This is a genomic window from Allobosea massiliensis, assembly GCF_042655245.1.
Taxonomy (GTDB): Bacteria; Pseudomonadota; Alphaproteobacteria; order Rhizobiales; family Beijerinckiaceae; genus Allobosea; species Allobosea massiliensis.
This window is the reverse complement of the sequence record NZ_JBHSLU010000010.1, coordinates 32,362-59,314: the sequence shown is the minus strand read 5'-3', so window position 1 is coordinate 59,314 and position 26,953 is coordinate 32,362. Positions and strand designations below refer to the sequence as shown.

The 26,953-nt window shown below is 69.1% G+C and carries 26 protein-coding genes; 12 read left to right on the top strand and 14 right to left on the bottom strand.

From position 1 onward, the window contains the following. Nucleotides 1-233 precede the first annotated feature (233 nt). Nucleotides 234-1,013: an SDR family oxidoreductase gene (locus ACFPN9_RS06695; RefSeq protein WP_066720676.1), complete on the bottom strand. Its 780-nt coding sequence runs from the start codon at nt 1,011-1,013 to the stop codon at nt 234-236. A 124-nt stretch (nt 1,014-1,137) separates the two neighbouring features. On the opposite strand from ACFPN9_RS06695, the gene ACFPN9_RS06690 reads away from it, so the two are divergent. Together ACFPN9_RS06690 and ACFPN9_RS06685 are read left to right on the top strand one after the other, a co-directional pair. After that, nucleotides 1,138-1,968, top strand: a complete 831-nt coding sequence (locus tag ACFPN9_RS06690; protein ID WP_066720679.1) for a UDP-2,3-diacylglucosamine diphosphatase — start codon at nt 1,138-1,140, stop codon at nt 1,966-1,968. Next, the gene (locus ACFPN9_RS06685; protein ID WP_082734929.1) at nt 1,968-3,047 is read left to right on the top strand and encodes a glycosyltransferase family 4 protein; all 1,080 of its coding nucleotides are present in this window, start codon (nt 1,968-1,970) and stop codon (nt 3,045-3,047) included. Before ACFPN9_RS06690 ends, ACFPN9_RS06685 begins: the two co-directional genes overlap by 1 nt. On the opposite strand, the gene ACFPN9_RS06680 is transcribed toward ACFPN9_RS06685, so the two are convergent. Next, nucleotides 2,986-4,776: a cation:proton antiporter domain-containing protein gene (locus tag ACFPN9_RS06680; protein ID WP_067255036.1), complete on the bottom strand. Its 1,791-nt coding sequence runs from the start codon at nt 4,774-4,776 to the stop codon at nt 2,986-2,988. The genes ACFPN9_RS06685 and ACFPN9_RS06680 overlap by 62 nt on opposite strands. Before the next feature lie 212 nt (nt 4,777-4,988). On the opposite strand from ACFPN9_RS06680, the gene ACFPN9_RS06675 reads away from it, so the two are divergent. Next, nucleotides 4,989-5,834, top strand: coding sequence for an AAA family ATPase (locus ACFPN9_RS06675; RefSeq protein ID WP_066718718.1), 846 nt, complete (start codon nt 4,989-4,991; stop codon nt 5,832-5,834). A gap of 148 nt (nt 5,835-5,982) precedes the next feature. Continuing rightward, a complete protein-coding gene (locus tag ACFPN9_RS06670) occupies nt 5,983-6,891 on the top strand; it encodes a cell wall hydrolase (protein WP_066718721.1) in 909 nt (302 codons plus the stop codon). A 13-nt stretch (nt 6,892-6,904) separates the two neighbouring features. Here the strand turns inward: ACFPN9_RS06670 and ACFPN9_RS06665 are convergent, their stop codons facing one another. Continuing rightward, nucleotides 6,905-8,170 (bottom strand): ABA4-like family protein, encoded by a 1,266-nt coding sequence (locus ACFPN9_RS06665; protein ID WP_066718724.1) that lies wholly within the window; start codon nt 8,168-8,170, stop codon nt 6,905-6,907. A 100-nt stretch (nt 8,171-8,270) separates the two neighbouring features. Between ACFPN9_RS06665 and ACFPN9_RS06660 the strand changes: the two genes are divergently transcribed. The 7 genes from ACFPN9_RS06660 to ACFPN9_RS06630 all read left to right on the top strand — a co-directional run bounded on the left by ACFPN9_RS06660 (nt 8,271) and on the right by ACFPN9_RS06630 (nt 17,026). Continuing rightward, nucleotides 8,271-8,966 carry a TetR/AcrR family transcriptional regulator gene (locus tag ACFPN9_RS06660; RefSeq protein ID WP_066718726.1) on the top strand — a complete coding sequence of 232 codons (696 nt, stop codon included), beginning with the start codon at nt 8,271-8,273 and terminating at the stop codon, nt 8,964-8,966. A gap of 21 nt (nt 8,967-8,987) precedes the next feature. Beyond that, nucleotides 8,988-9,503 (top strand): SixA phosphatase family protein, encoded by a 516-nt coding sequence (locus ACFPN9_RS06655; RefSeq protein ID WP_245282504.1) that lies wholly within the window; start codon nt 8,988-8,990, stop codon nt 9,501-9,503. Between the two features lie 10 nt (nt 9,504-9,513). Further along, nucleotides 9,514-10,962 (top strand): YcjX family GTP-binding protein, encoded by a 1,449-nt coding sequence (locus ACFPN9_RS06650; RefSeq protein ID WP_377816061.1) that lies wholly within the window; start codon nt 9,514-9,516, stop codon nt 10,960-10,962. Next, nucleotides 10,959-11,966, top strand: a complete 1,008-nt coding sequence (locus ACFPN9_RS06645; protein WP_066718731.1) for a YcjF family protein — start codon at nt 10,959-10,961, stop codon at nt 11,964-11,966. The genes ACFPN9_RS06650 and ACFPN9_RS06645 overlap by 4 nt, the downstream gene beginning before the upstream one ends. 201 nt (nt 11,967-12,167) lie before the next feature. Then, nucleotides 12,168-13,571 carry a flagellar hook protein FlgE gene (locus ACFPN9_RS06640; RefSeq protein WP_066718733.1) on the top strand — a complete coding sequence of 468 codons (1,404 nt, stop codon included), beginning with the start codon at nt 12,168-12,170 and terminating at the stop codon, nt 13,569-13,571. Between the two features lie 61 nt (nt 13,572-13,632). Further along, nucleotides 13,633-15,501 carry a flagellar hook-associated protein FlgK gene (gene flgK, locus ACFPN9_RS06635; protein ID WP_066718736.1) on the top strand — a complete coding sequence of 623 codons (1,869 nt, stop codon included), beginning with the start codon at nt 13,633-13,635 and terminating at the stop codon, nt 15,499-15,501. A 7-nt stretch (nt 15,502-15,508) separates the two neighbouring features. Further along, nucleotides 15,509-17,026 (top strand): flagellin N-terminal helical domain-containing protein, encoded by a 1,518-nt coding sequence (locus ACFPN9_RS06630; protein WP_066718739.1) that lies wholly within the window; start codon nt 15,509-15,511, stop codon nt 17,024-17,026. A gap of 85 nt (nt 17,027-17,111) precedes the next feature. Here ACFPN9_RS06630 and flaF read toward each other — a convergent pair whose 3' ends face one another. The 8 genes from flaF to ACFPN9_RS06590 form a co-directional block, all read right to left on the bottom strand. Next, entirely contained in the window at nt 17,112-17,483 is a 372-nt protein-coding gene (flaF, locus tag ACFPN9_RS06625; protein WP_066718741.1) for a flagellar biosynthesis regulator FlaF, read from the bottom strand. Beyond that, nucleotides 17,467-17,859 (bottom strand): flagellar biosynthesis repressor FlbT, encoded by a 393-nt coding sequence (flbT, locus tag ACFPN9_RS06620; protein WP_377816010.1) that lies wholly within the window; start codon nt 17,857-17,859, stop codon nt 17,467-17,469. Before flbT ends, flaF begins: the two co-directional genes overlap by 17 nt. A gap of 53 nt (nt 17,860-17,912) precedes the next feature. Further along, a complete protein-coding gene (locus ACFPN9_RS06615; RefSeq protein WP_066718745.1) occupies nt 17,913-19,259 on the bottom strand; it encodes a flagellin N-terminal helical domain-containing protein in 1,347 nt (448 codons plus the stop codon). A gap of 189 nt (nt 19,260-19,448) precedes the next feature. Beyond that, nucleotides 19,449-20,786, bottom strand: a complete 1,338-nt coding sequence (locus ACFPN9_RS06610; protein WP_066718746.1) for a flagellin N-terminal helical domain-containing protein — start codon at nt 20,784-20,786, stop codon at nt 19,449-19,451. 267 nt (nt 20,787-21,053) lie between these two features. Continuing rightward, on the bottom strand, nt 21,054-21,542 hold the full coding sequence (locus ACFPN9_RS06605; protein ID WP_066718747.1) for a hypothetical protein: 489 nt from the start codon (nt 21,540-21,542) through the stop codon (nt 21,054-21,056). 159 nt (nt 21,543-21,701) lie between these two features. Then, nucleotides 21,702-22,190 (bottom strand): hypothetical protein, encoded by a 489-nt coding sequence (locus tag ACFPN9_RS06600; protein ID WP_066718750.1) that lies wholly within the window; start codon nt 22,188-22,190, stop codon nt 21,702-21,704. 1 nt (nt 22,191) lies between these two features. Further along, nucleotides 22,192-22,545 carry a rod-binding protein gene (locus ACFPN9_RS06595; protein ID WP_066718752.1) on the bottom strand — a complete coding sequence of 118 codons (354 nt, stop codon included), beginning with the start codon at nt 22,543-22,545 and terminating at the stop codon, nt 22,192-22,194. After that, complete coding sequence (locus ACFPN9_RS06590; RefSeq protein ID WP_066718754.1) at nt 22,545-23,678, bottom strand: flagellar basal body P-ring protein FlgI; 1,134 nt, start codon at nt 23,676-23,678, stop codon at nt 22,545-22,547. Before ACFPN9_RS06590 ends, ACFPN9_RS06595 begins: the two co-directional genes overlap by 1 nt. Nucleotides 23,679-23,902: 224 nt before the next feature. Between ACFPN9_RS06590 and ACFPN9_RS06585 the strand changes: the two genes are divergently transcribed. After that, the gene (locus ACFPN9_RS06585; protein WP_156446474.1) at nt 23,903-24,310 is read left to right on the top strand and encodes a flagellar assembly protein FliX; all 408 of its coding nucleotides are present in this window, start codon (nt 23,903-23,905) and stop codon (nt 24,308-24,310) included. 111 nt (nt 24,311-24,421) lie between these two features. Here ACFPN9_RS06585 and ACFPN9_RS06580 read toward each other — a convergent pair whose 3' ends face one another. From ACFPN9_RS06580 to ACFPN9_RS06570, 3 genes are all read right to left on the bottom strand, one after another. After that, entirely contained in the window at nt 24,422-24,967 is a 546-nt protein-coding gene (locus ACFPN9_RS06580; RefSeq protein ID WP_066718757.1) for a 2,4'-dihydroxyacetophenone dioxygenase family protein, read from the bottom strand. A gap of 99 nt (nt 24,968-25,066) precedes the next feature. Beyond that, nucleotides 25,067-25,798, bottom strand: coding sequence for an SDR family NAD(P)-dependent oxidoreductase (locus ACFPN9_RS06575; protein ID WP_066718760.1), 732 nt, complete (start codon nt 25,796-25,798; stop codon nt 25,067-25,069). 54 nt (nt 25,799-25,852) lie between these two features. Next, nucleotides 25,853-26,698, bottom strand: a complete 846-nt coding sequence (locus ACFPN9_RS06570) for a hypothetical protein (RefSeq protein WP_067255040.1) — start codon at nt 26,696-26,698, stop codon at nt 25,853-25,855. Nucleotides 26,699-26,953: the final 255 nt, after the last annotated feature.

Here is a 26,953-nt window from a genome sequence, read left to right as displayed (position 1 = left end):
TAGATCATGTCCGGAAAGGGCCTCAAAGCGCGAAGCCTGCAACCCCGTCAGGCCGCTCGCGGGAGGGTGACGTCTGTCCGAGCGCCAGTCTTCCCGATCGCCCGGATGTCGTGCGAGTTCCCATGAGGGGCCGAGGGTTCTCGACAACCCACGGGTGATCCCGGATCTCCGCTTGGCTTCGTCCGGGATCACCTGCGCCGACATCAGGCCGCGTCAGCGCCTGAGACCAGCGCTCAGAAGCTCCCCCGGAACGCCCCGCCGTCGATCAGGATGTTCTGGCCGGTGATGTAGCCGGCATGGGCGCTGGCGAGGAAGGCGCAGAGCCGGCCGAACTCGTCGGCCTCGCCGAAGCGCCCGGCCGGCACGTCGGCGCGGCGCGCTTCTGCCATCTCGGCGACGCTGATCCCCTTCATGGCGGCCATCTTGGTCAGGCCGCCCTTCAGCCGGTCGGTGTCGAACATGCCCGGCAGGATGTTGTTGATCGTGACGTTGGCATGGGCGACCTCGCGCGCCACGCCCGAGAGGAAGGCGGTCAGCCCGGCGCGGGCCGCCGAGGAGACGTCGAGCCCGGGCAGGGGAGTCAGCACGCTGGCGGAGGTGATGTTGACGATGCGGCCGAAGCGCCGGGCGATCATGCCGTCGACGACGCGCTGCACCAGTTCGAGCGGCGTCGCCATGTTCTGGACCACGCCTTCGAGCAGCGCTTCGCGCGACACATCGCGAAACCCTTTCGGCGGAGGGCCGCCATTGTTGTTGACCAGAATGTCGGGCTCGGGGGCGGCAGCGAGCAGGGCGTCCTGCCCGGCGCGGGTCGAGACGTCGGCGACGACGGGGATGACGGTCGCGCCGGTGCGGGAGCGGATCTGGCGGGCCGTTTCCTCGAGAGTCGTGCCGTCGCGTCCATTGATGACGACGGTGCAGCCGGCTTCGGCGAGCGCCTGCGCGCAGCCGCGACCGAGCCCCTTGCTGGAGGCGCAGACAATGGCCGTACGGCCCGAAATTCCAAGATCCATGGCGTTCCTCAGGAGGTTCTTAGCGTCGAATGGCAGTGAGACCACGGATCGCAGGGCCCGTCATCAAAGCGCAACGCAAATCAGACACATGCCGGGCGCATCGCAACAGGATGGGCCGGGTGGCATGGGCGACGAGGACGACGCGAAGCAGGTTCGCAGCATCTTCATCTCGGATCTGCATCTCGGCACGCGCGGGGCGCAGGCCGATCTGGTCCTCGAATTTCTGCGCGCCTATGACGCGCCGCAGATCTATCTGGTCGGGGACATCATCGATGGCTGGCGGCTGAAGAGCGGCTGGTATTTCCCCCAGTCGCACAATGACGTCATTCAGAAGCTGCTGCGCAAGGTTCGCAAGGGTTCGAAGCTGATCTACGTCACGGGCAACCACGACGATTTCCTGCGCGACTTCACGGGCCTGCAGTTCGGCGGCATCACGCTCGTCGACGAGATCGTCCACGAGACGGCGGACGGAAAGCGCCTGCTGGTCATCCATGGCGATCTGTTCGATCTCGTCGTGCGCAACGCCAAATGGCTCGCCCTGCTCGGCGACTGGGCCTACACGCTGGCGCTGGCCTCCAATGTCGTCGTCAACAAGGTCCGGCGGCTGCTGCACCTGCCGCATTGGTCGCTCTCGGCCTGGGCGAAGAACAAGGTCAAGAACGCGGTCAGCTATATCGGCGAGTTCGAGACCTGCCTCGCCGCCGAGGCGCGCCGGCACCAGGCCGATGGCGTCGTCTGCGGGCATATCCATCACGCTGCCTTCCGCGAGATCGACGGGCTGACCTACATCAACACCGGTGACTGGGTCGAAAGCTGCACGGCGGTGATCGAGCATCACGATGGCCGCTTCGAGATGATCCGCTGGCCGCAGGGGCGGCTCAAGGGCCAGGCGGCGGTGCCCGTCGTCGTCCCGGCCCGGCCGACTCCGGTTCCGGCGCTGGTGGAAGCCGCCTGATGCGGGTGCTGATCGCGACGGATGCCTGGCGTCCGCAGATCAACGGCGTCGTGCGCTCGCTGGAGCGCATGGCGGAGGCGGGTCCGGATTTCGGCGTCACCCCGAAGATGCTGACGCCGGAAGGCTTCCGTCAGATCGGCCTGCCGAGCTACCCCGACATCCGCATCGCGCTGGCGACGCAGCGCGCCATCGCCGAGCGCATCGCGGATTTCGCGCCCGATCATGTCCATATCGCCACCGAAGGGCCGATCGGCTGGCTTGCCCGGGCCGTCTGCCTCGCGCAGAAGCGGGTCTTCACGACGAGCTACCACACCCGCTTCCCGCAATATGTCGCGGCGCGCTGGCCGATTCCCGAAAGCTGGAGCTACGGTTTCCTGCGCCGCTTCCACGGGCCGGCCGCGGCAGTGATGGTCTCGACCGCGACCGTCGAGGCGGAACTCCGCCAGCACGGCTTCGACAACATCGTGCGCTGGGGACGCGGCGTCGATCTCGCGCTCTTCCATCCGCGGCCGCAGAGCGTGCTCGATCTGCCGCGGCCGATCTTCCTGAGCGTCGGCCGGGTCGCGGTCGAGAAGAATCTCGACGCCTTCCTGTCGCTGCGGCTGCCGGGCAGCAAGGTCGTGGTCGGCGACGGACCGGCGCGGGCCGATCTGCAGCGCGCCTATCCGGACGCGGTCTTCCTCGGGACCCGTGAGGGGGAGGATCTGGCCGCGATCTACGCCTCCTCCGACGTCTTCGTCTTCCCGAGCCTGACCGACACCTTCGGCATCGTTCTGCTGGAGGCGGCGGCGAGCGGGCTTCCGGTCGCGGCCTTCCCGGTGCAGGGCCCGCGCGACGTCTTCGCCGGCAGCGGCGCGGCGGTGCTGGACGAGGATCTGCGTTCGGCCGCGCTGCAGGCGCTGCGGATTCCGCGCGAGATCTGTCTGGAACTCGCCGGGCGCCACAGCTGGCAGGCCAGCGCGTCCCAGTTCTACGGGCATATCCGGCGGGTGGCGCGGCCCCAGGCGGCGCCTGACACTACAGCCTTCGCGAGCCTGTGTGGCGCGGAAGGGCGGGAGCGGCACCGTCTGACGGCTTGAGCAGCGCGCGGAATCCGTCCCGCCGCTCGTGAATCGAGGCGATCACGAAACCCATGGGCACGCCGAGACCGACGAGAGCCGCTTCCGAGAGCTGCAGGCTGGCCTCGATCGTCTCCGGAACCGCGTCGTTGACGCCGATCTTGTAGAGATGGCGGGCATGGTCGGCATCGCGCGCGCGGGCGACGATGACGAGATCGGGCCGCAAGTCACGCGCCGCCGTCACGATCGCGTCGACCGCACGGGGATTGTCGATGGTGACGATCAGGGTCGTGGCTTCCATGACGCCGCAGAGGCGCAGGAAATCGGGCCGCGTCGCGTCGCCATAGAAGGCCGGGCGGCCGGCGCGGCGCTGGGCGGCGATCAGCATCGGATCGGCGTCGATCACGATGTAAGGTTGCCGGTGTTCCTCCAGCATGCTGCCGACGAGCTGGCCGACACGGCCGCCGCCGACGACGATGGCGCGCGCGGTGTGGTCGTCGGGCGGCAGGATCTGCGCCTCCTCCGGCAGGGCCACCGGCACGGCCAGCGTCCGCGCCAGGCTGCGGGCGAGACGGGCGAGCAGCGGCAGGGCGATCATCGTCAGCGAGACGCTGGCGAGAACCAGGCTCGCCGGCGCCTGCTCCAGCAGCTTCGCTGCAACGGCACCGCTGAGCAGCACGAAGGCGAATTCACCGCCTGGGCCCAGCATGATCGCGGTTTCCAGCGCGGTCGCCTTCGACAGTTTCAGCAGGCGGGCGAGGGCGTAGACCAGCAGGGACTTGGCGGCGAATAGGCCGACCGCGATGCCGAGGATGGCATAGGGATGGGCAGCGATCTCGGCCGGGTTCACGCCCATGCCGACGGTGAGGAAGAAGACGCCGATCAGCAGCGACTTGAACGGCTCGATCGTCACCTCGATGGCGCGGCGATATTCGGTCTCGGCGAGTAGCAGACCGGCGATGAAGGCACCCAGCCCCATGGAGAGGCCGGCTGCGGCGGCGATCATCCCGGTGCCGAGCGCGATCAGCAGCGTCGCCGCCATGAAGCTCTCGGAGGAGTCGGTCGAGGCGACCAAGCGGAAGAGGGGCCGCAGCGCCCGCCCGCCGACAAGCACGATCACGGCGATCGCGGCGAAGGCCTGGAGCAGGGCCTGGACGAGGCCCGCCAGCAGCGAGCCGCCGCCGCCCTGCGCGCCGAGCACGCTGACGAGGAAGAGCAGCGGCACGACCGCGATGTCCTGGCTGATCAGCACCGCGAAGCTGGCGCGACCGGCCGAAGAGGTCATCCGTCTCTTTGCCGAGAGGAGTTCGACCACCATCGCCGTCGAGGACAAGGCGAGGCCGAAGCCGATGATCAGCGCTGCCGTGGCCGGCTGGCCGAGCGCATAGGCAACGCCCCCGATCGCGGCCGCCGACAGGACAATCTGCCCGAGGCCGAGCCCGAAGACGAGGCGGCGCATGGTCTTGAGGCGCTCGAAGGAGAGCTCGAGCCCGATCACGAACAGCAGGAAGGCGACGCCGAGCTCGGCCGGGCCGGCTAGCGCCTCGGGGCTCGAGACGGTGATCGTGCTGAGCAGCGGGATCGAGGAGACGAGCCCGCCGAGGCCGAAGGGTCCGAGCAGCGCGCCGCAGGCCATGAAGGCGACGACCGAATTGATCTTGAAGCTCTTGGCGAAGGGCACGATGACGCCCGCCGTCGCGAGCACCACGGCAGCGTCCTTGTAGACGGAAGGGTCGACGGTGGCGGCCAAGAGGTGCCTTGCGATTCGGAAGGAGGAGGAGAGTGTTTCGACTGTGCGGTTTCGGCCGCGCCGACACAACCGGCGCGGCACGGCGCAAGGGCGAATTCTGCTTGCCGCCATCGGGGCTTAGCCGCCTAGCCTTGCGCGGGCCCGTCGCGAGGCGGTTTCCCGCCGCGCACATCCGGGGTAGCGTCCGGCGCTCGCTTTCAGAAGGCCCCTCCATGCGTTTCACCGGCACCGAGAACTATGTCGCCACCGAGGATCTGACGGTCGCCGTCAATGCCGCGATCCGGCTGCAGCGGCCGCTCCTGGTCAAGGGCGAGCCCGGCACCGGCAAGACGGTGCTCGCGGAGGAGATCGCCGCCGCGCTCGGCGCACCGCTGATCACCTGGCACGTCAAGTCGACGACCAAGGCGCAGCAGGGCCTCTACGAGTACGACGCGGTCAGCCGCCTGCGCGACAGCCAGCTCGGCGACCCCCGCGTCTCGGACATCGCCAACTACATCCGCCGCGGCAAGCTCTGGGAGGCCTTCGTCGCGCCGGTGCGGCCGGTGCTGCTGATCGACGAGATCGACAAGGCCGATATCGAGTTTCCCAACGACCTTCTGCTCGAGCTCGACCGCATGGAGTTCCATGTCTACGAGACCGGCGAGACGGTGCGCGCGGCCCAGCGGCCGGTGATCATCATCACCTCCAACAACGAGAAGGAGCTGCCCGACGCCTTCCTGCGCCGCTGCTTCTTCCACTACATCCGCTTCCCCGACGCGCAGACGATGCAGGCGATCGTCGAGGTGCATTTCCCCGGCATCAAGAAGCGGCTGATGGAGGAGGCGCTGAAGCTCTTCTTCGAGGTGCGCGAGGTGCCCGGCCTGAAGAAGAAGCCCTCGACCTCGGAGCTGCTCGACTGGCTGAAGCTGCTCGTTGCCGAGGAGATGACGCCGGAGATGTTGCGCGAGCGCGATCCCCGCAAGCTGATCCCGCCGCTGCACGGCGCGCTGCTGAAGAACGAGCAGGACGTCTCGCTGTTCGAGAAATTGGCCTTCATGACCCGCCGCGAGGGGCGCTGAGGGGCCTTTCAGGGGGCATTGGCGCGACGACGCCAATCCCTCTTTCGCCGCCCATTAACTTTCTGTTAAGGAGAGCGGCGTTCCTTGCCGGTGACGAGGGGCCGCCGCTTGCGGTGGCCGCCGCCCGAAATCAGGAGGCCGCCGCTCGATGCGCGCCAAAACTGCTGCCGAAGCCGTCCGTTCCGCGGGCTTTCTCCGCCACCGCCGCAAGGCGATCCCGCTGCTGATCGGACTGGCGGCTCCGGCGCTCGGCGCCTGCAGCCTGTCGCCGGTCGAGACTGCCGCGACGAAGCCGACCCCGACCGCCACCAAGCCTCACGAGAAGCGCAAGCAGGCGATCGAACTGGCGAAGGCCGATCCGCGCGAGAAGGAATGCCTCGTCCGCGCGATGTACTTCGAATCGAACCGCTCCAGCGAGGCCGGGCTTCTCGGTGTCGGAACGGTGGTGCTGAACCGGGTCGAAGCGGCCAACAAGCCCGAGACGATCTGCAGCGTCGTCGGCGCACCGCGGCAATTCGCGCCGGGCGTGCTGACGCGGTCGATGTCGCCGCGCGACCTGCCGAAGGTCGCGGCTGTCGCCGAGGATATCCTGGCCGGCAAGCGCAACGAGGCCGTCGGCAACGCCAAGCACTTTCATATGGCGGGGCTGCGCTTCTCCTATCCGAACATGCATTACGTCACCGTCGCCGGCGGCAACGCCTTCTATGTGAAGGGCGAGCGTCCGGAGCGTCGCCGCATCGAGGAGACGGGCTACCAGCTCGCCTCTGCCTCGACGCCGATCGCGACGAGTGCCTCCGCCGTGCCGACCTCCTTCGCCAGCGCGCCGCTCGCCTTCGCGCCCCCGGCGCCGGCCACTGTCGCGCCGGTCGCGCTGGCGGCGAACGTGCTCGTCACCGCCCCGTTGCCGCCCGGCCGCCCGATGGATCTCGGTCTGACCCGCAAGACGGCGTCGGTTGCGGCGCCTGCGGCCCGGCCGGATGCGCGGCTCGCTTCGCTCATGCTGGAGAGCCGCGGCCTCGACAGCCGGGGCCTGCGCGGCAGCTTGAAGCTCGATTGAGCGCGCGCCAGCTTCAGGTCCACCCCAGCAGCGGCCGACCGCGCAGGGCCGCCGCCAGCGCCATCAGCGTGATCCCCGCATAGGCCGTCGCGAAGAGCGCGACGGCGGCGATGCCCCTTGTCGCGTGTCGCGTCGCCGTCCAGACCAAGAGCCCGAAGAGCGGGACGATCTGCAGCGCGTGCAGGCCGAGGAAATGCGGCACGCGCAGGTCCCCGATCTCCAGCGACCAGCCCAGCAGGGGCAGGGTGGCATGGGCGGGCGGCACGGTCCCGACATAATGGCCGGTTGGGCTGCCGCCGAGCGCGAAGCCGCTGACCAGCCCGAGCAGGGTGGTCAGGCCGAGGCCGCCGATCAGCGAGAGCCGCAAGGGCGCGGGCAGGGCGGCCGCGTCGCGCCGCGCCAGCCCCCAGGCCAGCACCGCCGGCGCCAGCGTGAAGATCACGGCCGCGATTCCCATCGCCGTGTAAAGCGCCGCGCCGAGGGCGTCGTCGGCATTGTAGTGCGAGGCTTCGAGGCGCGAGGCGCGCCAGCCGATATAGAAGACCTCGAGAAACAGCGGCACGATCACTGGCCAGATCAGGTAGCGCCCGGCGAGCCCGGCGCGAAAGCGCTCGCTCGTCAGCGGGACGAGCAGGGCGAGCGTCGCCAGATAGAGCGCGATCGAAATCTCGAACTTGAGCGGCTTGATCCAGGGATCGACGCCCTGAAACAGGCGCGGGTCGATCAGCGCGGCGAGCGTCGTGGGGATGGCGAGCGCCAGCATTGCCAAGGCCGCAGCCATCAGGCGCGGCTCGATCTCCAGCGCCCGCAGCCAGGCCGGCAAACGCGCCTGCAACCGCGCGATCCGGTCCTCCCGCGCGGCGCGGATGCTCGCCTCCAGCCAGACGTAGGCGAGGTAGCCGAGCGGGCCGAAGAGAAAGGTCAGCAGCAGCACCGGCACGACGAGGCCGTGCGGCACGGCTTCAGCCTGCGAGCGCCGCAGGATCCAGCTTCCGACCAGGAGGTCGAAGGCGAGGTAGTGGACCCAGCCGGCCAGCAGCAGGGGGCGGGAGCCGAAGAGCGCGGCGACCTGGTCGAGCGAGCCGAAGCCGCCGCTCGCCCCGTGCCAATGCACCGCGACGAGAACGACGTAGCCGAGGGAGAGGATCGTCGGGATGACGAGGCCCGCGAGGCGCCGCGAGAGGCTGCGCCAGCGCGGCAGCAGGATCATGCTCGCCCAGCCTGCCATCGCCAGCGCGCCGGCGGCGGAGAAGGCGGCGTCGAAGTCGAGCGAGCCCATCGCGATCTCGGATCTGTACAGTGTTAAGTTGTCTCTCTGGCGTAAGACGCTATCTTGATGCTGTCAAGATGAGCGGCTGCGGCCGAGGGAGGCCGGCGGCATGGCGGAGAAGCGCGGGGCGGGGCGGGGCGGCTATCACCATGGCGATCTGCGCCAGGCGATGCTCGACGCGGCCGAGGCGGTCTTGGCCGAGCGTGGCGTCGGCGGCTTCACCTTGCGCGAATGCGCGCGGCGGGCAGGGGTGTCGGCGGCGGCGCCGGCGCATCATTTCGGCAATCTCGCCGGGCTCCTGACAGCGGTCGCGACGCTCGGCTTCGACGACATCTCGGATGCGATGGAGGCCGCCGCGGCGCAGGCGAGCGCGACCGGCGGCTGCCGGCTCGCGGCGATCTGCCGGGCCTATCTGGAGACCGCGCTGGCACGGCCAGGCCGGTTCCGCGTGGTCTTCGGCCGCCGCGAGCTGGACACGTCCGATCCCGAGATGCAGCGTGCGGGAACGCGGGCCTTCGGCATCCTCGTGGCCGAGACGCGCGCCCATCGCGCCGGGCCGGCCGCCCCACCGCCTGGTCCTCCGCCCGAGGGCACGGCGGCGGCGCCGGACTTCGCGGAGATCCTGCTGGTCTGGTCGCTCACCCACGGCTTCACGACGCTGCTGATCGACGGCCAGTTCGACTTTCTCGTCGGGCAGGAGGGAACCGGGACCCTGCTCGACCTGTTCTCGGGGCGCCTGATGCAGTTGCTGGTGGCGGCGGTGGCGCCGGATCCGGCCCTCGCAAAACGCCCATATGATGGTTAGATGCCCGCTATGCGCCGCCTGATGCTCCTCCGCCATGCGAAGTCGAACTGGCCCGAAGGCGTGGCCGATCGCGAGCGGCCGCTCGCCACACGGGGCCGTGAGGCCGCGCCCGTGATGGGGCGCTATCTCGCCGAGGAGCTGCTCTTGCCGGATCTCGTGCTGGTCTCGCCGGCGCGCCGGACGCAGGAGACCTGGCAGCTCGTGGCGCCGATGCTACCGGAGAAGCCGGCGGTGCAGCACGAGCCGCGCATCTACGAGGCCAAGACGCAGCGCCTGCTCGAGGTGGTGCAGGAAACCGAGCCCGTGGTGCGCACCCTGCTGATGATCGGCCACAACCCCGGTTTCGAGGAGCTGGCGGCGCTGCTGACCGGCCATGGCGACCGCTATGCGGCTTCGCGCATGAGCCAGAAATACCCGACCTGCGGGCTCGCCGTGCTCGACTTCGCCGTGGAGGATTGGCGCGACGTCGCCGCGCGCGGCGGGCGGCTCGACCGCTTCGTGACGCCGGCCTCGCTGGGCGAAGGTCCGGACGAGTGAGCCCGGCCGCATCGTGAGCGAGCGCTCCTATCTCGACGAGGCGCGCAACGCGGCGCTGGCCTTCGGCGATTCCCTTCTCGGCATGGCGAAGCCGCGGCTGCGGCTCGGCGTCACCGGCCTGTCGCGCTCGGGCAAGACCGTCTTCACCACGGCGCTGATTCAGAACCTGATCGAGGGCGCCGCGCTGCCGGTGCTGAAGGCGGCGAGCGAGGGCCGGATCGCCCGCGTTCGCCTCGTGCCGCAGCCCGACCCGGACATTCCGCGCTTTCCCTATGAGGCCCACCGCGCCGCGCTCACGGGGCCGGAGCGGCGCTGGCCGGAGTCGACGCGGCGGATCTCGGAGCTGCGCGTCGAGATCGACTATGAGCGCGCCGCCGGCTGGTTCAAGGGGCCGGCGACGCTGACGCTGGACATCGTCGACTATCCCGGCGAATGGCTGCTCGACCTCGCTTTGATCGGTCAGGACTACAAGAGCTGGTCGCGTCAGGCGGTGGGCGACGCGCGCAAGGCGCATCGCCGCGAGGCGGCGGCGGCCTGGCTTGCGGACCTGCCGCAGCGCGATCCGGCGGGGCCGCCCGACGAGATGGCTGCCGAGGCCGCGAGCGACCTGTTCAAGGCCTATCTGGCGCGGCTGCGGGCCGATCCGGAGGCCGTGGCGGTGACACCGCCGGGGCGCTTCCTGATGCCGGGCGATCTCGAGGGCTCGCCGGCCCTGACCTTCGCGCCGCTCGATCTCGGGGCCGACACGGAGCCTCAACCCGGCACGCTGGCGGGGCTGATGGCGGAGCGCTTCGAGGCCTATAAGCGCGTCGTGGTGGCGCCGTTCTTCCGCGACCATTTTGCCAGGCTCGACCGCCAGATCGTGCTGGTCGATGTGCTCGCTGCGCTCGATGCCGGGGCGCCCGCGCTGGCCGATCTCGAAACCGCGCTCGGCCAGGCGCTCGCCGCCTTCCACGTCGGGCGCAATTCCTGGCTGTCGAGCCTGTTCGCGCCGCGCATCGAGCGGGTGCTCTTCGCCGCGACCAAGGCGGATCATGTCCATCACGGCAGCCATGACCGGCTGGCGGCGGTGATGTCGCATCTCGTGGCGCGGGCGGCCTCGCGCGCCCAGGGCGCAGGCGCGCGGGTCGAGGCGATGGCGCTCGCCGCCGTGCGCGCGACGCGCGAGGTCCGCATCAAGCATGGTCGCGAGGAGCTGCCCGCCATCGCCGGGGTGCCCGAGGCGGGCGAGCGCGTCGATGGCGAGGTCTTCGACGGCGTCAGCGAGGCCGCGATCTTTCCGGGCGAATTGCCCGAGCGGCCCGAGGCTGTGTTCGATCCCGCCGCGAGCTGGCAGATCCGGGCGCCGCGCTTCCGGCCGCCGCTGGTGGCGCCGGATGCGGGCGGGCGCGTGAAGCCGCCGCCGCAGATCCGGCTCGACCGCGCCCTCGAGTTCCTGATCGGAGACCGGCTGGCATGAGCAAGGCGCCACGCGCGATCCGTCTCGATCCGACCGCCCCGGAGGGCGGCCTCGGTCCGTCCGTGAGCCGGGGCGATGTCGCGATCCTGCCCGAGAGCGAGCCGATCGATGTCGTCGAGCCCGCTGCCGTCGCGCCCGTGAAGCGGCGCTGGTCCTGGGGCGGGCTCTTCGTCGCCGGGCTGTCGGGCTTCCTGGCGCTCGCCTTCGGCGTCTGGGCCGAGCAGACCATCGCTTGGCTGATGAGCCAGAGCTCGGTGCTGGGCTATGCGGCGCTGGCCTGCGCCGCGGTGGCGGCGCTGGCGCTCGCCGTGATGCTCGGCCGCGTGATCCGCGACATCCTGCGCGAGCGCAAGGTCGAGGCGCTGCGGCTGCGGGCGACCGCAGCGCTGGCGGATGGCAGCGTCGACGCGGCGAAGGCAGTGGCGACCCAGCTGACGGCGCTTTACGGAGCGCGCGCCGAAACCGCCAAGGGCCGGGTGCAGATCGCCGACAGCCTGCCGCAGCTCTTTGCCGCCCGCGACGTGCTGACGGTGGCGGAGCGCAGCCTGATGGCGCCGCTCGACGCGCTGGCCCAGGCGCAGATCGCCCAGGCGGCGCGGCGGGTGTCTCTGGTCACGGCGGTGAGTCCGCGCGCGCTGATCGACATCGTCTTCGTTCTTGTCGCCTGTGCGCGGCTGCTGCGGACGATCGCCGGCATCTATGCCGGCCGGCCGGGCACGCTGGGTCTGCTGCGCCTCGCCCGTCAGGTGCTCGGGCATCTGGTGGTGACCGGCGGCATCGCGGCGGGCGATGCCGTGATCCAGCAGGTGGTGGGGCAGGGGCTGGCGGCGCGGCTCTCGGCCAAGCTCGGCGAGGGCGTGCTCAACGGGCTGCTGACGGCGCGCATCGGTCTCGCGGCGCTGGCGGTGTGCCGGCCGCTGCCCTTCGTCGAAGCAGCCCCGCCGACATTGGGCGACGTCGCCGGCGATCTCGGCTCCTGGGGCGGCAAGGACAGCGGCGCCTGAAGCCGGTCGCCGGATGGGTGGGCTCCCGGCAAAATCTGCCGGGGCAGGGCGGATTTGACCCGGCGGAAACGGTCCCGAAACACTCCCGAAACCATCCAAGTCCTTGAAAAATCAGGGTCCGTTTCGTGGCACATGGCGTGCAGTAACCGCACCGACAGTTGAGGGCCGCCCGGTGAGGGCGCCGGTCGAGGTGAGGGTTACATGGGCGTCTTCAGTGCGTTGACCACCGCGGTTTCGGGTATGACGGCGCAGTCCTATGCGCTGGAAAACATCTCCGGCAACATCGCCAATTCCCGGACGGCCGGCTTCAAGCGGGTCGACACGACCTTCTCCGATCTGGTTCCGGACTCGGCGCTGAACCGCCAGCTCTCGGGCTCGGTCGCGGCCTTCAGCCAAGCGACGAACTCGATCCAGGGCGACCTGGCCGCGACTCGCATCGATACCAACGCCGCGATCAACGGCGACGGCTTCTTCGTCGTCGACCAGCGCCTCACCGGGCTGGGCAGCAACACCCAGTTCGCCAACAGCAACCTCTATACGCGCCGCGGCGATTTCGACTTCGACGCCAACGGCTATCTCGTCAACGGGGCCGGCTACTATCTCAAGGGCCTGAAGATCGACACGGTCACGGGCCAGCTCATCGGCACCCAGCCCGATGTGCTGCGCATCACCAAGGAGCAGTTCCCGGCCAAGGCCACGACCTCGATCGAGTATCGCGCCAACATCCCCGCCAAACCCGGCACCAACAACGCCAGCGCCAACCCGACCGTCGCCGGTTCGGAGCTGCTGAGCCCGGCCGGCTTCACCAGCAACCCGCTCTCGACCACCCAGGGCGGCACCGGCATCGTCATCGGCAGCGAAATCACGAATTTCCTGAACCAGTCGATCCCCGGCGGTTCTGTCACCGTCTACGACTCGCTCGGCAAGGCGACGAGCGTCGAGCTGCGCTGGGCCAAGACCACCAACGCCTCGGCCGGCCCGCCGGCGACCGTCGACACCTGGAACCTGTTCGTCGCCGAGAACACGGCGGCGACGGGCGGTGCGACGGCCTATCGCAACGCCAACGTCGACGTCACCTTCGGCTCGACGGGCCAGCTGACCGCGCCCGCGACCGGCAACATCACCCTGCCGACGATGACGATCGCAGGGACGACCATCACCGGCATCCAGGTCACCACCGGCGGCAGCGGCCTGACCCAGAACGGCGACGTCAGCGGCCAGATCGACGCGCGCTCGATCCGGCAGGACGGCTACACCGCCGGCACGCTCGACCGCACCTCGATCTCGGCGAACGGCCAGGTCATCGGCACCTTCAGCAACGGCCAGGTCGTCGCGCTGGCGCAGCTCTCGGTCGCGCGGTTCAACGCCGACAACGCCCTCAAGAGGCTGGATGGCGGCGCCTTCGAGGAGACGATCGAATCCGGCCCGCCGATCATCGGCCTTGGCACGTCGCAGCTCATCGGCGGCAATATCGAGCAGTCGAACACCGACATCGCCGACGAGTTCTCGAAGATGATCGTCACCCAGCAGGCCTATTCGGCCAACACCAAGGTGATCACCACCGCGCAGGAGATGCTGCGCGACGTCTTCAGCATCATCCGCTGACGGCTTTCGGGGCGGATGAGGCGCGGCCCAGAAGGGCCGCGCGGCAAGACAGGAGCCGACGATGGGTCTGAGCACCTCCCTCAACACCGCGGTCTCGGGGCTGAACGCCACCCAGATCGGGATCGGCGTCGTCTCGCAGAACGTCGCCAATGCGGGCACGGCCGGCTATGTCCGCCGCGTCGTCTCGACCTCGGACAGCCTGGCCGGTCTGACGATCTCGACGCAGACCACGCAGGTCCAGCGTCTGCTCGACAAGATCGTCCAGCACCAGCTCTGGCAGGAATCGGCAGGCGCCGCCTACACCTCGACCCGCGCCGACATGCTCGCCAGCGTCGACAAGCTCTATGGCGCGCCCGGCAGCTCGACGGCGCTCGACACGATCTATAACGGCTTCACCTCGGCGCTGCAGGCGTTCCAGAACGACCCCTCGTCCTACAGCCTGCGCACCTCGGTCCTGGATAGCGCGACCCAACTCGCCAGTCGCCTGAACACTCTCTCCAACGGCGTGCAGAGCCTGCGCTCCGAGGCCGAGGCGGGGATCTCGGCCGGCGTCACCAAGATCAATGATCTGCTCAACGCGCTGACGACGGTGAACGCCCGGATCGTCGGCTCGCCCAACGATCCGGCGCTCGCCAATCTCAAGGACCAGCGCGACCTGATCCTGTCCGACCTGTCCCAATACATGGACATCAAGACGAGCGAGGATGCGCGCGGGTCGGTCAGCGTCGTCACCGGCGGCGGGACGCAGCTTTTCGACGGCCGCCCGGCCGTCGTGTTCAGCTTCGATGCGCGCTCCGGGCTGACGCCCGACGACCAGTGGAGCAGCAACCCGGCGCAGCGCGGCGTCGGCACCATCACCATGTCGACGCCCACCGGCGGTTCGCTGGACGCGATCGCCAACAGGACCTTCCGCTCCGGCGAGATCGCCGCGCTCATCGAGATGCGCGACACCACGCTGGTCCAAGCGCAGGCCCAGCTCGACGAGATCGCCGCGCAGCTCGCCAGCGCGCTGTCGGATCGCGAGATCGCGGGCACAGCCGTCACCGCCGGTGCAGCCACCGGTTTCGAGGTCGACCTCACGGGCCTTCAGGCCGGCAACAAGGTCACGCTCGATTATGCGGTGACGCCGGGCGGCGCCACCCAGCGTTTCACCTTCGTGCGTGTCGATTCGGCCGCTTCCCTGCCGCTGCCGGCCTCGGCCGGTGGCGACGCCAACAACCGCGTCATCGGCATCGACTTCTCCGGCGGTCCGGCCTCGGTCGCCGCGCAGATGCAGACGGCACTCGGCGCCGGTTTCACGGTTTCGAACACCGGCTCGGTGCTGCGCATCGTCGATGACGGCGCGGCCGGCACGCGCGACGTCAAGGCGCTCACGGCCCGCCCGACGGCGACGACGCTCTCCTCGGTCGGCGGCAGCGCCGAGCTGCCCTTCTTCGTCGACGGGGGCGCCAACGGCGCCGCCTTCACCGGCTCCTATGACAACGGCTCGCAGACGCTGGGCTTCGCCGGGCGCATCCAGCTCAACCAGGCGCTGGTGGCCGACCGCTCCAAGCTCGTCACCTATGAGCCGACGACCGCGCAGGGCGATACGACCCGGCCGAAACTCCTGCTCGACCGGCTGACCAACAGCCAGCGCGCGGTCACCAACCGCCTCGGTCTCGACGGCTCGACGGCCACCACCAGCGTCACCGTCTCCGGCCTCGTGCAGCGGGTCGTCTCGACCCAGGGGCAGGCGGTCGAGGCCGCCAAGCGCCTCGACGAGGGGCAGCAGGTCGCGCTGGCTGCGGTGCAGAGCCGCTTCCAGCAGACCGCGCAGGTCAGCATCGACCAGGAGATGTCGACGCTGATCGAGCTCCAGAACGCCTATGCCGCCAACGCCCGCATCATCTCCACGGTCAAGGAGATGATGGACGTGCTGATGAGAGTGTGAGCGCGCCATGACCATTTCCGCCTATGGCTCCGGGGCCTATCGCGCGGCGACGCCGAACCGCCTCGTCTCAACTCGTAACGAGCTCACCGATCTCGAGCGCCAGCTCTCCACGCAGCAGCGGGCGGAGAGCTATGGCGATCTCGGCATGGACCGGCGCGTCAGCCTCGATCTCAACGAGAAGGTTTCGACGCTCGACGCCTGGCTGGAGGGCATCACGCGCGGCAACGTCAACCTCAACATCGCCTCCAAGGCGGTGGAGAACTACGCGAAGCTGACGAGCGAGACCGTCAACGACACGCGCTCCAACACCTATATCCCCAGCTCAACGGGCCGCTCGGCGCCGCAGGTGCTGGCCGAGGAAAAGTTCAAGCAGACGCTCGACCTGCTGAACACGCAGGTGAACGGCCGCTACCTGTTCTCGGGCAAGACATCGGATGTGCAGCCGACCGCGACCTATGCCGAGATGATCGACGGCGATGGAGCCGGGAGGGCAGGTCTGCGCCAGATGATCGACGAGCGCCGCCAGGCGGATCTCGGCGTCGGCGGCCTCGGCCGCCTGACGACCGGCGGGGCGGGCGCCACCGCCACCATCGCCGATGCCAACCCGGTTCACAGCTATGGTTTCAAGCTCGCCGGCGCGACCAGCTCCTCCGCGGCGCTGACGCCGGCCTATACGGCGGGGCCGCCGGCGGATCTCACCGTCACCGTCGCGAGCCTGCCCGCCGTCGGCGACACGCTGCGGGTCAAGCTCGCCCTGCCGGACGGCACGGAGGAGGAGATCGTGCTGACCGCGCGGGCGCCGGGCACCACCGGCAATGCCGCCGACAGCTTCGAGATCGGCACGGACGTCAACACGACCGCCGCCAATCTGCGCGCCTCGATCACGGCCGCCATCGGCAAGGAGGCGGCGACGACGCTCTCGGCCGCATCCTCCCAGGTCGCGGCGCGCAATTTCTTCGCCGGCAGCACCAATAGCCCGCCGCTGCGCGTGCCTGGCCCGCCCTACGACACGGCGACCGCCGCGCCGGCGCCGGGCACGGCCGCGAATACGGTGATCTGGTACAAGGGCGACGACGGCAGCGATCCGGCCCGCAGCACATCCTCGATCCAGGTCGACAAGGGCCAGATCGTCGGCACGGGCGCGCGCGCCAATGAAGAGGCGTTCCGCATCGGGCTGGCGCAGTTCGCGGTCATGGCGGTCGAAACCTTCCCGGCCAACGACGCCAATTCGCAGCCACGCTACGAGGCGATGATCGCGCGCGTCAGCGATCGGTTGGCTTTCGGCAACGGCGCCCAGAAGCCGGCCGAGATCATCACCGAGCTCGGCTCGGCGCAGACCTCGCTGGCACGCGCCAAGGAGCGGCACGAGAGCACCAAGAATTACCTCACCGGCGCTTTGGCGGATGTCGAGACGGTGTCAAAGGAGGAGGTCGCGGTGCAGATCCTGGCGCTGCAGACGCAGCTGCAGGCGAGCTACGAGACGACCTCAATCCTCTCCAAGCTGACGCTGACAAACTATCTCTGATCGCCGCATCGCTGCGGGAATGACGAAGGGCGCCACCGGGTTCCGGTGACGCCCTTTTCTGTTCCGGCTCCCGGCCTTGGGCCGGTCAGCGGCCGCGCAGGCCGGCGGCGATGTCGCGGTTGATGCTGACGAGGACCGGCAGGCCCTCGCGCGTCGGGTTCGCCGCGACCTTGAAAGTCTGGTTGAAGATGAAGTTCGCCAGGCTGAGGATATTGGTCTTGATGCCGACCGGCAGCGGGTTGTCCTCGGCGATCACGGCCGAGACCAGCAGCGTCCAGAGCTTGCGGTTGTAGGCGAGGGCCTCGTCGAGGTCGCGCTCGGCCAGCGACCAGTCGTCGGCGATCGCCTGAAGCCGGGAGGCGGCCTTGATCAGCAGGGAGGCTTCGAGTTCGCGGGGGGAAACGACCGCCTGCGTGGCGCGGGAGGCGGAGGCGTAAGCGTTAAACCCGTGTTGCATTCTCGATGAGTTCCGCTTCGTAAGCGATCAGCTTCTTGGCTGCCTTGAGAGCTTTGTAGAGGTCGCTGCTTAAGATGCGGTTATTGATCTCGTGAATATGCGGCAGAGAGCTCGGCGCGGCCTGGACGAAGTCGCGCACCAGCTCGAAATAGACCTGATGCTGGTACATCGGGTCCTGGGCGAGATACATGAGCTGGATCGCCAGATAGATCTTCTTGGCCGGGCTGTCGGCGGTCGCGGGCGTGAAAATGTCCTTCTCGCGCAGGATCGGCGCATCGCCCTCGATGAAGAAGCGCGTGCGCTGCTCGTCGTTGCGGATCACCACCTGGCCGATGATGATGCGCTCGCGGGGCTTGAGTTCGACCTTGAGAGCCATGACGCGCCTGCCTTCTGGCTGGAGAGAAGGGGGCCTTTGCCCCCGGACGAGTGTTAGCTGAACAGCCGCAGCACGCTCTGGTCGGCCTGCGAGGCGAGCGAGAGCGCGGTCTGCGAGAGCTGCTGGCGGGTGTTGAGCGCGAGCAGCTTGGCGCCTTCCTCGTTGGAGTCGGCCAGGACGAGGTTGTCGGCGCCGGTGGTCAGGGTGTTGACCATCTCCTTGGTGAAGTCCTGCCGGGTCTGCGCGACCGAGAGGTTCGAGCCGAAGGTCGAGGCGAGCGAGCGCAGCGAGGTCAGCGCCGTCGAGAGCGAGCCGGTCGCCTTTTCGAGGTCGAGGTCGTTCTGGAAGTTGAAGAAGCCGGCGAGCTGCGTGTTGACCGCCTGCGGGATGCCGAGATTGTCGGAGGTCAGATTGGTGCCCTGGATGTCGAGCTTGGTCTGGTTGGTGCCGCCCTTCTCGTTGAAGGCGATCGAGAGACGGTCGCCGGCGAGGAGGTTGATGCCGTTATAGCTCGAATCCTTGGCGAGCTGGTCGATCTGCGTGCGCAGGTCGTTGAACTGCTGGATCAGGTTCGAGCGGACGGCCGAGGTGACGCCGGAGGAGGCGATACCGGTGGTGCGGTCGGTCGCGTTCAGGCCGAAGGCGGCGCTCTGCGCACCGGTCGAGGAGGCCGTGACGGCCGCGGCCGGGGTCGCGCCAGCGCCGATACCGACGCCGAGCGTCTCCGAGCCCATGCCCTTGACGTTCAGCAGGCCCTTCTCGTCGACGAAGGCGGTGGCGACGCCGGAGGCGTTGATCGCGTTGACGACGTCGCGGACCGTGGTGTTGGCGGTCAGCGTCACGCCGATATTGGTCGTCGAGGTCGGCGCGCCGACCGGGCCGGTGGTGATCTGGATGTTCAGAGCCGGGGTCGCGGTGACGTCGATGCCGAGGTCGCCGGCGGAGCCCGCCGTTGCCGTGGTCACCGTCGTGTCGCCTGCGCTGCCGACGCGCTTGTCGAGGGCGATGTCCTTCAGGCTCTTGTTGGTCGCCTGGGTTTCGGCGGTGCTCGACAGGGCGGTGCCGGTGCCGACGACGGTCGGGCGGTTCTGGGCCGCGTCGGCCTGAGCCTGCTTCACGGTCGACTGCAGCGACTGCACCAGCTTGGTGATGCCGTCGATGCCCTTGGAGGCGGCCTGGATCGTCTGGATCCCGTTCGAGATGCCGTCGAGCAGGCCGGTCAGCTGGCTGCCGCGGTCGTTGAGCGACTGGGCGGTGAAGTAGTTCACCGGGTTGTCGATGGCCGAGTTCACCTTGCGGCCGGTCGCCAGGCGGTTCTGCAGGACGGCCTGCTCGCTCGTCGTCTTCTGGAGCGTGAGCAGGTTATTGCGCACGCCACTGGAAAGAATCGTGTTCGCCATCTTCGGTCCCCTGAAGCGCGATTCTGCGCTCGTGCGGTGATGGCCGATAATTCCTCGTTAAGGATAACAAACCGTTAATGCGGCGCCTGATGCGTTCATGAATGCAGAAAGGCGGCGGAGCCGGGGCTCCGCCGCCTTCTTGTCTTCGGCCCACATCCTGTGGGCTGCCCGCATTCTGCGGACGAAGGATCAGAACAGACGCAGGACAGCCTGGTCCGACTGCGAGGAGAGCGACAGAGCCGTCTGCGACAGCTGCTGGCGGGTCTGCAGCGAGAGCAGGTTCGCGGCTTCCTCGTTGGCGTCGGCGTTGACCAGGTTCGAAGCGCCGGTGGAGAGCACTTCGGCCAGGTCCTTGGTGAAGTCCTGGCGGGTCTGGGCGACCGACAGGTTGGCACCGAAGGTGGACGACAGCGACTTCAGCGAGGTGAGGGCGTTCGTCAGGGCCGTGGTGGCCTTTTCCAGATCCGAGTCGTTCTGGAAGTTGATCGTCCCCGCCACCTGGGCGTTGCCGGCCTGCTGGATGCCGATGTTGTCCGACGTCAGGTTGGTGCCCTGGATGTCGAGCTTCGTCTGGTTCTTGCCGCCCTTCTCGTTGAAGGCGATCGTCACCTTGTCACCCTGCAGCAGGTTGACGCCGTTGAAGCCCGCATCCTTGGCCAGCGAGTCGATCTGCGTGCGCAGCGTGTTGAACTGCTCGATCAGGTTCGAACGCGTCGCCGAGGTCACGCCGGAGGAGGCGATACCCGTCGTGCGGTCCGTGGCGGCGAGGCCGAAGGCCGTGTTCGACGTGCCCGTCGCCGACGCCGTGGTGGCGGCAGCGGCGTCCGCGCCGACACCGATACCGACGCCGAGCGTCTCCGAGCCGGTGCCCTTGACGTTGAGCAGGCCCTTCTCGTCGACGAAGGCAGTGGCGACGCCCGAGGTGTTGATCGCGTTCACGACGTCGCGGACGGTCGTGTTGGCGGTCAGCGCGACCGAGATGTTGGTCGTGGAGGTCGCCGCGGCCGGGTTGGTGACGATCTGGATGTTCAGCGCGGGGGTGGCGGTGGTGTCGATGCCCAGGTCACCGGCGGAGGACGCCGTGGCGGTGGCGACGGTCGTGTCGCCGGCGCTGCCGACGCGCTTGTCGAGGGCGATGTCCTTCAGGCTCTTGCTGGTCAGCGCGGCTTCGCTCGCGGTGGCCAGGGTCGTGCCCGTGCCGACGACGGTCGGGCGGTTCTGAGCCGCGTCGGCCTGCGCCTGCTTGACGGTGGACTGGAGCGAACCGACCAGCTTGGTGATGCCGTCGATGCCCTTGGAGGCGGCCTGCACCGTCTGGATGCCGTTGGAGATGCCGTCGAGCAGCCCCTTGAGCTGGTCCGAACGGTTGTTCAGCGACTGGGCGGTGAAGAAGTTGACTGGATTGTCGACAGCCGTGTTCACCTTCTTGCCGGTGGCGAGACGGTTCTGAACGGCGGCGGCCTGGGCGGTGATGGTCTGAAGCGAGGCGAGCGAGGAACGGACGCCGTTCGAGATGGCAGTGGCCATTGTCTTAAACCCTTCTGGTTTGGTGCCTTCTGGCAGTCGCGATCATTCTGGCCGCGACGGGTGGACCATCGGTCCCGAGCTCGTAACAGGAGGTAAATTTCAGCGGTCGAATGCAGCGCGTCCGGGCCGGGCTGCGATCGTGGTTAACGGAAGGGCAACGCCGCACGCTGCTGCGCGCCTGCGGGCCAGCACGCAGCAAAACGCCCGCGCGAGGCGGGCGTTGGTCAGAGGACGGTGTTGGGGATGCGGCGAGGCGGCCTGCCGCGGTCAGGCGATGCGCTCGACCTGCGGGGCCGGCGGCTGCTCTTCCGCTTCGCGGGCGCGGTCGGCGAGCTCGCGGGAATAGATGCGCAGCTTCAGCATGGTTTCGTCGGGCAATTGCGAAATCGTCTCGCCGGTTTCGCGGTCGCGCTCCTGCATGACGATGGCGCGGGTGCGCGGCTCGATGACGATGCGCCGGTCCACGGCGGCGTCGAGATCCTGGTCGGCCTGACGCTGCTGCTGCTGGCCCTCGGCGCTGCGGCGCTCGAAGGCAGCCCGATTCTGCAGATCGCGGGTGCGGGCGTCGAGGTCCCTGGCGCTGCGTTCCTGCGCGCGCAGGTCGAGCTTCACAGCCTCGCCGGCCTGGGCCGACTGGACCGTCTGCTCCGGAGGCAGCTCGACCGAGACACCGCCCTGCGTGGCGACGACGTCGGCGCGGGGGACGACGGGAATGCCTCCGATGGGCGCCGTGCGGGGCGCATTGCCGAAATCCATGGCTCACTCCTTCTGGAGTCACGACGTAGCGGCATCGACCGCTGCCTGCCGTTCGTCCGGACCGGTCGCACCTGTCCGAACCTGCTCACGGTGGCAGAGAAACTTGAATCCGAGGTCAAGAAATTAGGTAAATATTGACGGGTTCCGGTGCAGCCGCGCTCAAAGCCGGCGCGACACCATCAGCGGGCCGGAATTGGGGCGCGCGAAAGCGCCGGCGCCGACGGTCGCGGTCGGGCCGTAGCCGGCGGCCTTGGTCGGGCGGTTGGCATCGGCGGCGAGGTCGCGGACGATCGACTCCGAAACGGCCCGCGCCGTCGCCAGCACGATCTGGTTGGTCTCGATCAGGCCCTGGAAGGAGAGATGCGCGGCCTTCAACCGCTGCACCTGGTCGGGGACGAACCGGGCGAGCGCGACGGCGTTCAGCTTCACCTGTTCGACGCCTCGCATGTAGAGGCCGGCGAGTTCGGTCTTGCGCGGCTCCCGCGTCAGCGCTTCGGGCAGGCGCCCGGCCCGGACGAGTTCCGTCTCCTCGCCGACGAGATGCGAGAGCGCCGACAGCGCCTCCAGCACGCCTTCGACCAGAGCCCGCGCCTCGGGGGCGGTGGCGATGCGCGGCCGTTCGTCGACGACCCGTCTGGCGATGGACATCTCAGGCTCCGGCCGCGGCGGCGCCGGACTGCTCCTGCACGCGCAGGAGATCGCGCAGGATGCTGTCGGACAGGCCGATCCCGCCCGACTTCTGGATCAACTTGGCGTATTCCTGGGTCAGCTGCGACTTGTAGACGTCGCCGCCGATGCCGTTCTCGCCGAGCGGACCTTCGCTGCCGGCAGGGGCGGCGGTGAGCTGCTGCGTGACCTGCTCGAGGAACATGGTCTCGAAATCGTCGGCCTGCTTCTTGGCCTTGGCCTTGGCGGGATCGAGCGCATTGGACACTCCGCTGACGAGGCTGCCGGCGACGTTGAGGGCCAGCTTGGCGGCCGGCATGGCTAGGGTGGGGCTCATCACATCACCTCGATTTCGGCCTGGAGGGCACCGGCCGCCTTGATGGCCTGGAGAATGGAGATCAGGTCGCGCGGTCCGATGCCGAGCGCGTTCAGCCCGTCGACCAGCTCGGCCAGCGTCACGCTCTCGCGGACGAGGGCGAGCTTGTTGCCGCCGCCGGTGTCGACCTTCACATTGGTGCGCGGGGTCACGACCGTCTGGCCGTCCGAGAGCGGCTCGGGCTGACTGACCTGAGGCTGCTCGGTGATCGTCACCGTCAGATTGCCCTGGGCGACCGCCACGGTGGAGACGCGGACGTCGCGGCCCATGACGATGATGCCGGAGCGCTCGTCGATGACGATGCGGGCCAGCTGGTCCGGCACGATCTTGAGCTGCTCGATCTCGGTGAGCATGCGGATCATGTTGCCCTGGAAGCGCGGCGGGATCTGCAGCACGACGGTGGAGGGGTCGGTCGGCTCGGCCGCGTCGCCGCCGAGGAAGTCGTTGATCGCGGCGGCCATGCGGCGCGCGGTCGTGAAATCCGGGTTGCGCAGCGACAGCCGCAGCGTCTTGAGCTTGTTCAGCGCGAAGTCGATCTCGCGCTCGACGACGCCGCCATTGGCGATGCGGCCGACGGTCGGCACGCCGCGGGTGATCTTGCTGGCGTCGCCCTCGGCCGAGAAGCCGGCGATCGCGACTGGGCCCTGCGACACCGCGTAGACCTCGCCATCGGCGCCGAGCAGCGGCGTCACCAGCAGCGTGCCGCCCTGCAGCGACTTGGCGTCGCCCAGCGCCGAGACGGTGACGTCGATGCGGGTCCCCTGGGTGGCGAAGGGCGGCAGATTGGCGGTCACCATCACGGCGGCGACGTTGGCGGTGCGCATATTGGCGCCGCGGGTGTTGACGCCGAGCCGCTCCAGCATCGCGGTCAGCGACTGCTTGGTGAAGGGGGCGTTGTTGAGCGTGTCGCCGGTGCCGTTGAGGCCGACGACGATGCCGTAGCCGAGGATCTGGTTGGAGCGCACGCCCTCGACCGAGGCGAGGTCCTTGATCCGGGAGAGCGCCTGCGCCGGGCTCGCCGCCATGGCGAAGCCGAGCGCGACCAGCGCGGCGAGCGGCGTCACCAGGGATTTGAGGGTGGCTGTGCGGAGCATGGTCTCACCGGTCAGGATACGATCGGAAACCCTCCTGCGATCCGCGTGCCAGACGCCGCTAAATTGAAAGTGCTGATTTATCAGTTGTTTGGGAATCGGGCGCAGGCTCTGTCCCGCCGGACGGTGCAGGCCGATCCTGCCGGGGCGGCAGTTTCTGCCGGGTGGTTTACCGCCTGTTAACCATGCCGGCGCGAGGGTTCGATGACCGATTACGCGAGGCGACCATGATCCGGATCGACCAGCGCGCGCCCATCACCAACGCCGCCCCCGCCGGGACGGCGCGGCGCTCGGGCGGCGCCGCCTTCACATTGCCGACCAAGGACAGCGCAGCCAGCAGCCGCAGCGCCGGCATCGCCGCGTCCGGCCCGCTCGACACGCTGCTGGCCGTGCAGGCCTATGAGGAGCCGGCCGAGCGCAAGAAGCGCCAGGCCAAGCGCGGCCACGACCTTCTCGACGGGCTCGACCGGCTGAAGGCCGCGCTGCTCACGGGGCGCGTCAACCTCTCCGAACTCGAGCAGATCCGCGCCAATCTTGCCCAGCGCCGCGAGGCGACCGACGATCCGCGCCTCGACGACGTGCTGGCGCATATCGAACTGCGGGCTGCCGTGGAGCTGGCGAAGCTCGGGCGGTAGGCGAGGGCGTCATGGTCGGGCCTGACCCGACCATCGCGGAAGCCGGACCCCTCCTGTCCTGGGATTCCCGGGTCTGCGCTTCGCTTCGCCCGAGAATGACGAGCGGGTCTGTTACCTGATGAACTGGTCCGCGTAGTCGGCGCCCAGCCCGTTGCTCGCATAATGCGCGCGGCATTTGTGGAGACGGGTGAAGACGTCGTCATAGCCGAGGCATTTGCCGTCCGGGTCGACATAGATCATCGCGCCGTTGACCTGGAACATGGTGATCATTTCCTCGGTGTCGGGGTCGACCACCAGCGTATGAGTCTCGCCCGGCGCCTCGTAGACGTAAGCCCCTTCCGTCGCGACCCAGTCATGCTCGAGGTAGCGCCACTTCCCCTTCAGCACATAGCCGTGGACGGGCTGCGGGTGGCGGTGGCGCGAGAGCACGCCGGAGCGGCGCACGCGCAGCAGGTTCATCCAGTAGCCGCGCGTCACGCTGAGGCAGAGGGGGCGGAACCAGACATTGTCGTCCACCGGCACCCAGACGCGCTCATCCTCCGGGATGACGTTGGGCACGATCAGCTCGGGCGGGGAATCCTTCGGCTGCGGATGGCGATAGGGCGTCCAGCGCTCGGCGTCGCTGGCGACGACGGGGATGGGGCTGACCTTGTTCATGGCGTTTCTCCCGTTCGATGGTGGCTGAACCGTCGTTGCCGAACCGATTCAGATAAGCCCGGCATCTGCTTGTGCCGGTTGGATTTTTATGGCTGGCGCTCAGACCGCCAGATAGCCGCCGTCGACCGGCAGGATCGTGCCGGTGACGAAGCCAGCGGCATCCGAGAGCAGGAAGGCGATGGCGCCGCCGACATCGCCGGGCTGGCCCCAGCGGTTCATCGGCGTGCGCGCCAGAATCGGCGCCGAGCGGGCGGCGTCCTCGACGAGGGGCCGCGTCAGCTCGGTTTCGATCCAGCCCGGCGCGACGGCGTTGACGCGGATGCCGTCACCCGCCCAGGCGGCGGCGAGCGATTTGGTCAGCTGGCCGATCGCGCCCTTGGAGGCCGCGTAGCCCGGCGCATAGGCCGAGCCATGGAAGGTCAGCATCGAGGCGATGTTGACGATGGCGCCCCGGTTCGCGGCGAGCTTGTCCTTCGCCGCGAGGCACATCCGCATCGTGCCGGTGAGGTTGACCTCGATCGTCTGGCGGAAGGCCTCGATCTCAAATTCCTTGCCGCCGCGCTGGATCATCCCGGCGCAGTTCACCAGCGCGTCGATGCGCGGGCAGGCCGCGACGGTGGCCGCGACCTCATCGTCCTGCGTGACGTCGAGCCTGGCATGGCGGATCGCGGCGTGGGGCGGGGCGGCCGCGACCTCCGCCTCGGTGAGACCGGTGGCGAGGACCTCGTAGCCGGCCGCCGCCAGCGCGAGGGCCGCGCCCTGGCCGATGCCGCGGGTGCCGCCGGTGACGAGGGCGAAGCGGGGTGAAGAGGATGGCGCGTCGGCTGTCATGGGCTGGAGACTATCGGGGTGCCGGCGGGACGGGAAGGGCGCCAGCCCTGCATTTCAGGGCGTCGGCAGTTCCAGTTTCAGCAGAGCCGTGCCGCTGGTCTGGATGTCGCGACCGACCATCGGCACCTGCCGGCCGAGGCTGAGATCGAGCGTGGTGCGCCAGGGCGTCGCCAGCGGTCGGGTCAGGTCGGCGACGACCTTGACGCGGGGCGTCAGGCTGCCGGCGAGGCCGTTCTGCGCGGCGAAGCTGTAGCTGCCGGCCAGCGCGATCTCGGTGGTCAATGTGACGATATCGTGCGGGCGCAAGCGGTAGCCGAGCACGGCCTCGCCGGTCTGCTCCGCGGCGCCGGAAGCGGGCAGGCTGCCGCCGGCCGCCGCGCTCCAGACGACGTTGCCCTCGGAATCGGCGCTTCGCGCCAGGTTCCAGCCGAGCCGCGTGTCGCCGCGCTGCCAGCCGCCCTGACCGGTGACGATCTCGGTCGAGAGCGAGACCTGCTCGGCACCGAGCTTCATGCCGACGGCGCGCTCGGTCACCGCCGGCAGCGGGGCGCCGGAAGGCGTCAGCCCGCGGCGGATCGGCGTCGCCGCGATCTCGGGCCGGGCGAGGGGATTGGGCAGAGCGCGCCGGCCGGCGCCGGGCGTCAGATAGCCGGGACGCTCCGGAGCGGGCTCCGGTGTCGCCGCCTCCCAGCGCGGAATCGGTGCGAACAGGCTGGTTTCGGCCTCCTCGCCGAAGGCGGCGTCCTGAACCGGCGCCGGCTCCTCCGCCGGGGTCTCGGCGCGGGCCAGGGGCGCGGCGGCCAGAAGCAGAGCGATGGCGAAGGGATAGCGGAGCGTGGCGAGAGCAGGCTGTGACGAGAGCGGAGGCAGGGGCGAGCAAGGGAGGAGCGAGCGAGGCATGGGGGAGGCGGTCTTCCGGGCCGGCGTGAACGAGCGCGGGAGGCTCGGGGCGGATCCGGACGATTTTGCGGCGAGGATGGGGCGGTTCGCGATCGGCTGCCCGGCGTTGCGCGAAAGCCGCGCCTGCCACAGAGGCGCCTCCCGGCCTGACGTGCATTTGCGCCGGCTTAGCCGAAAACCGCATTTCCCTTTGAGGGCCGATGTTCTAGGAAGCGGCCAACCGCCTGCGGCATCCCTGCCGCAGTCTGGAAAAGC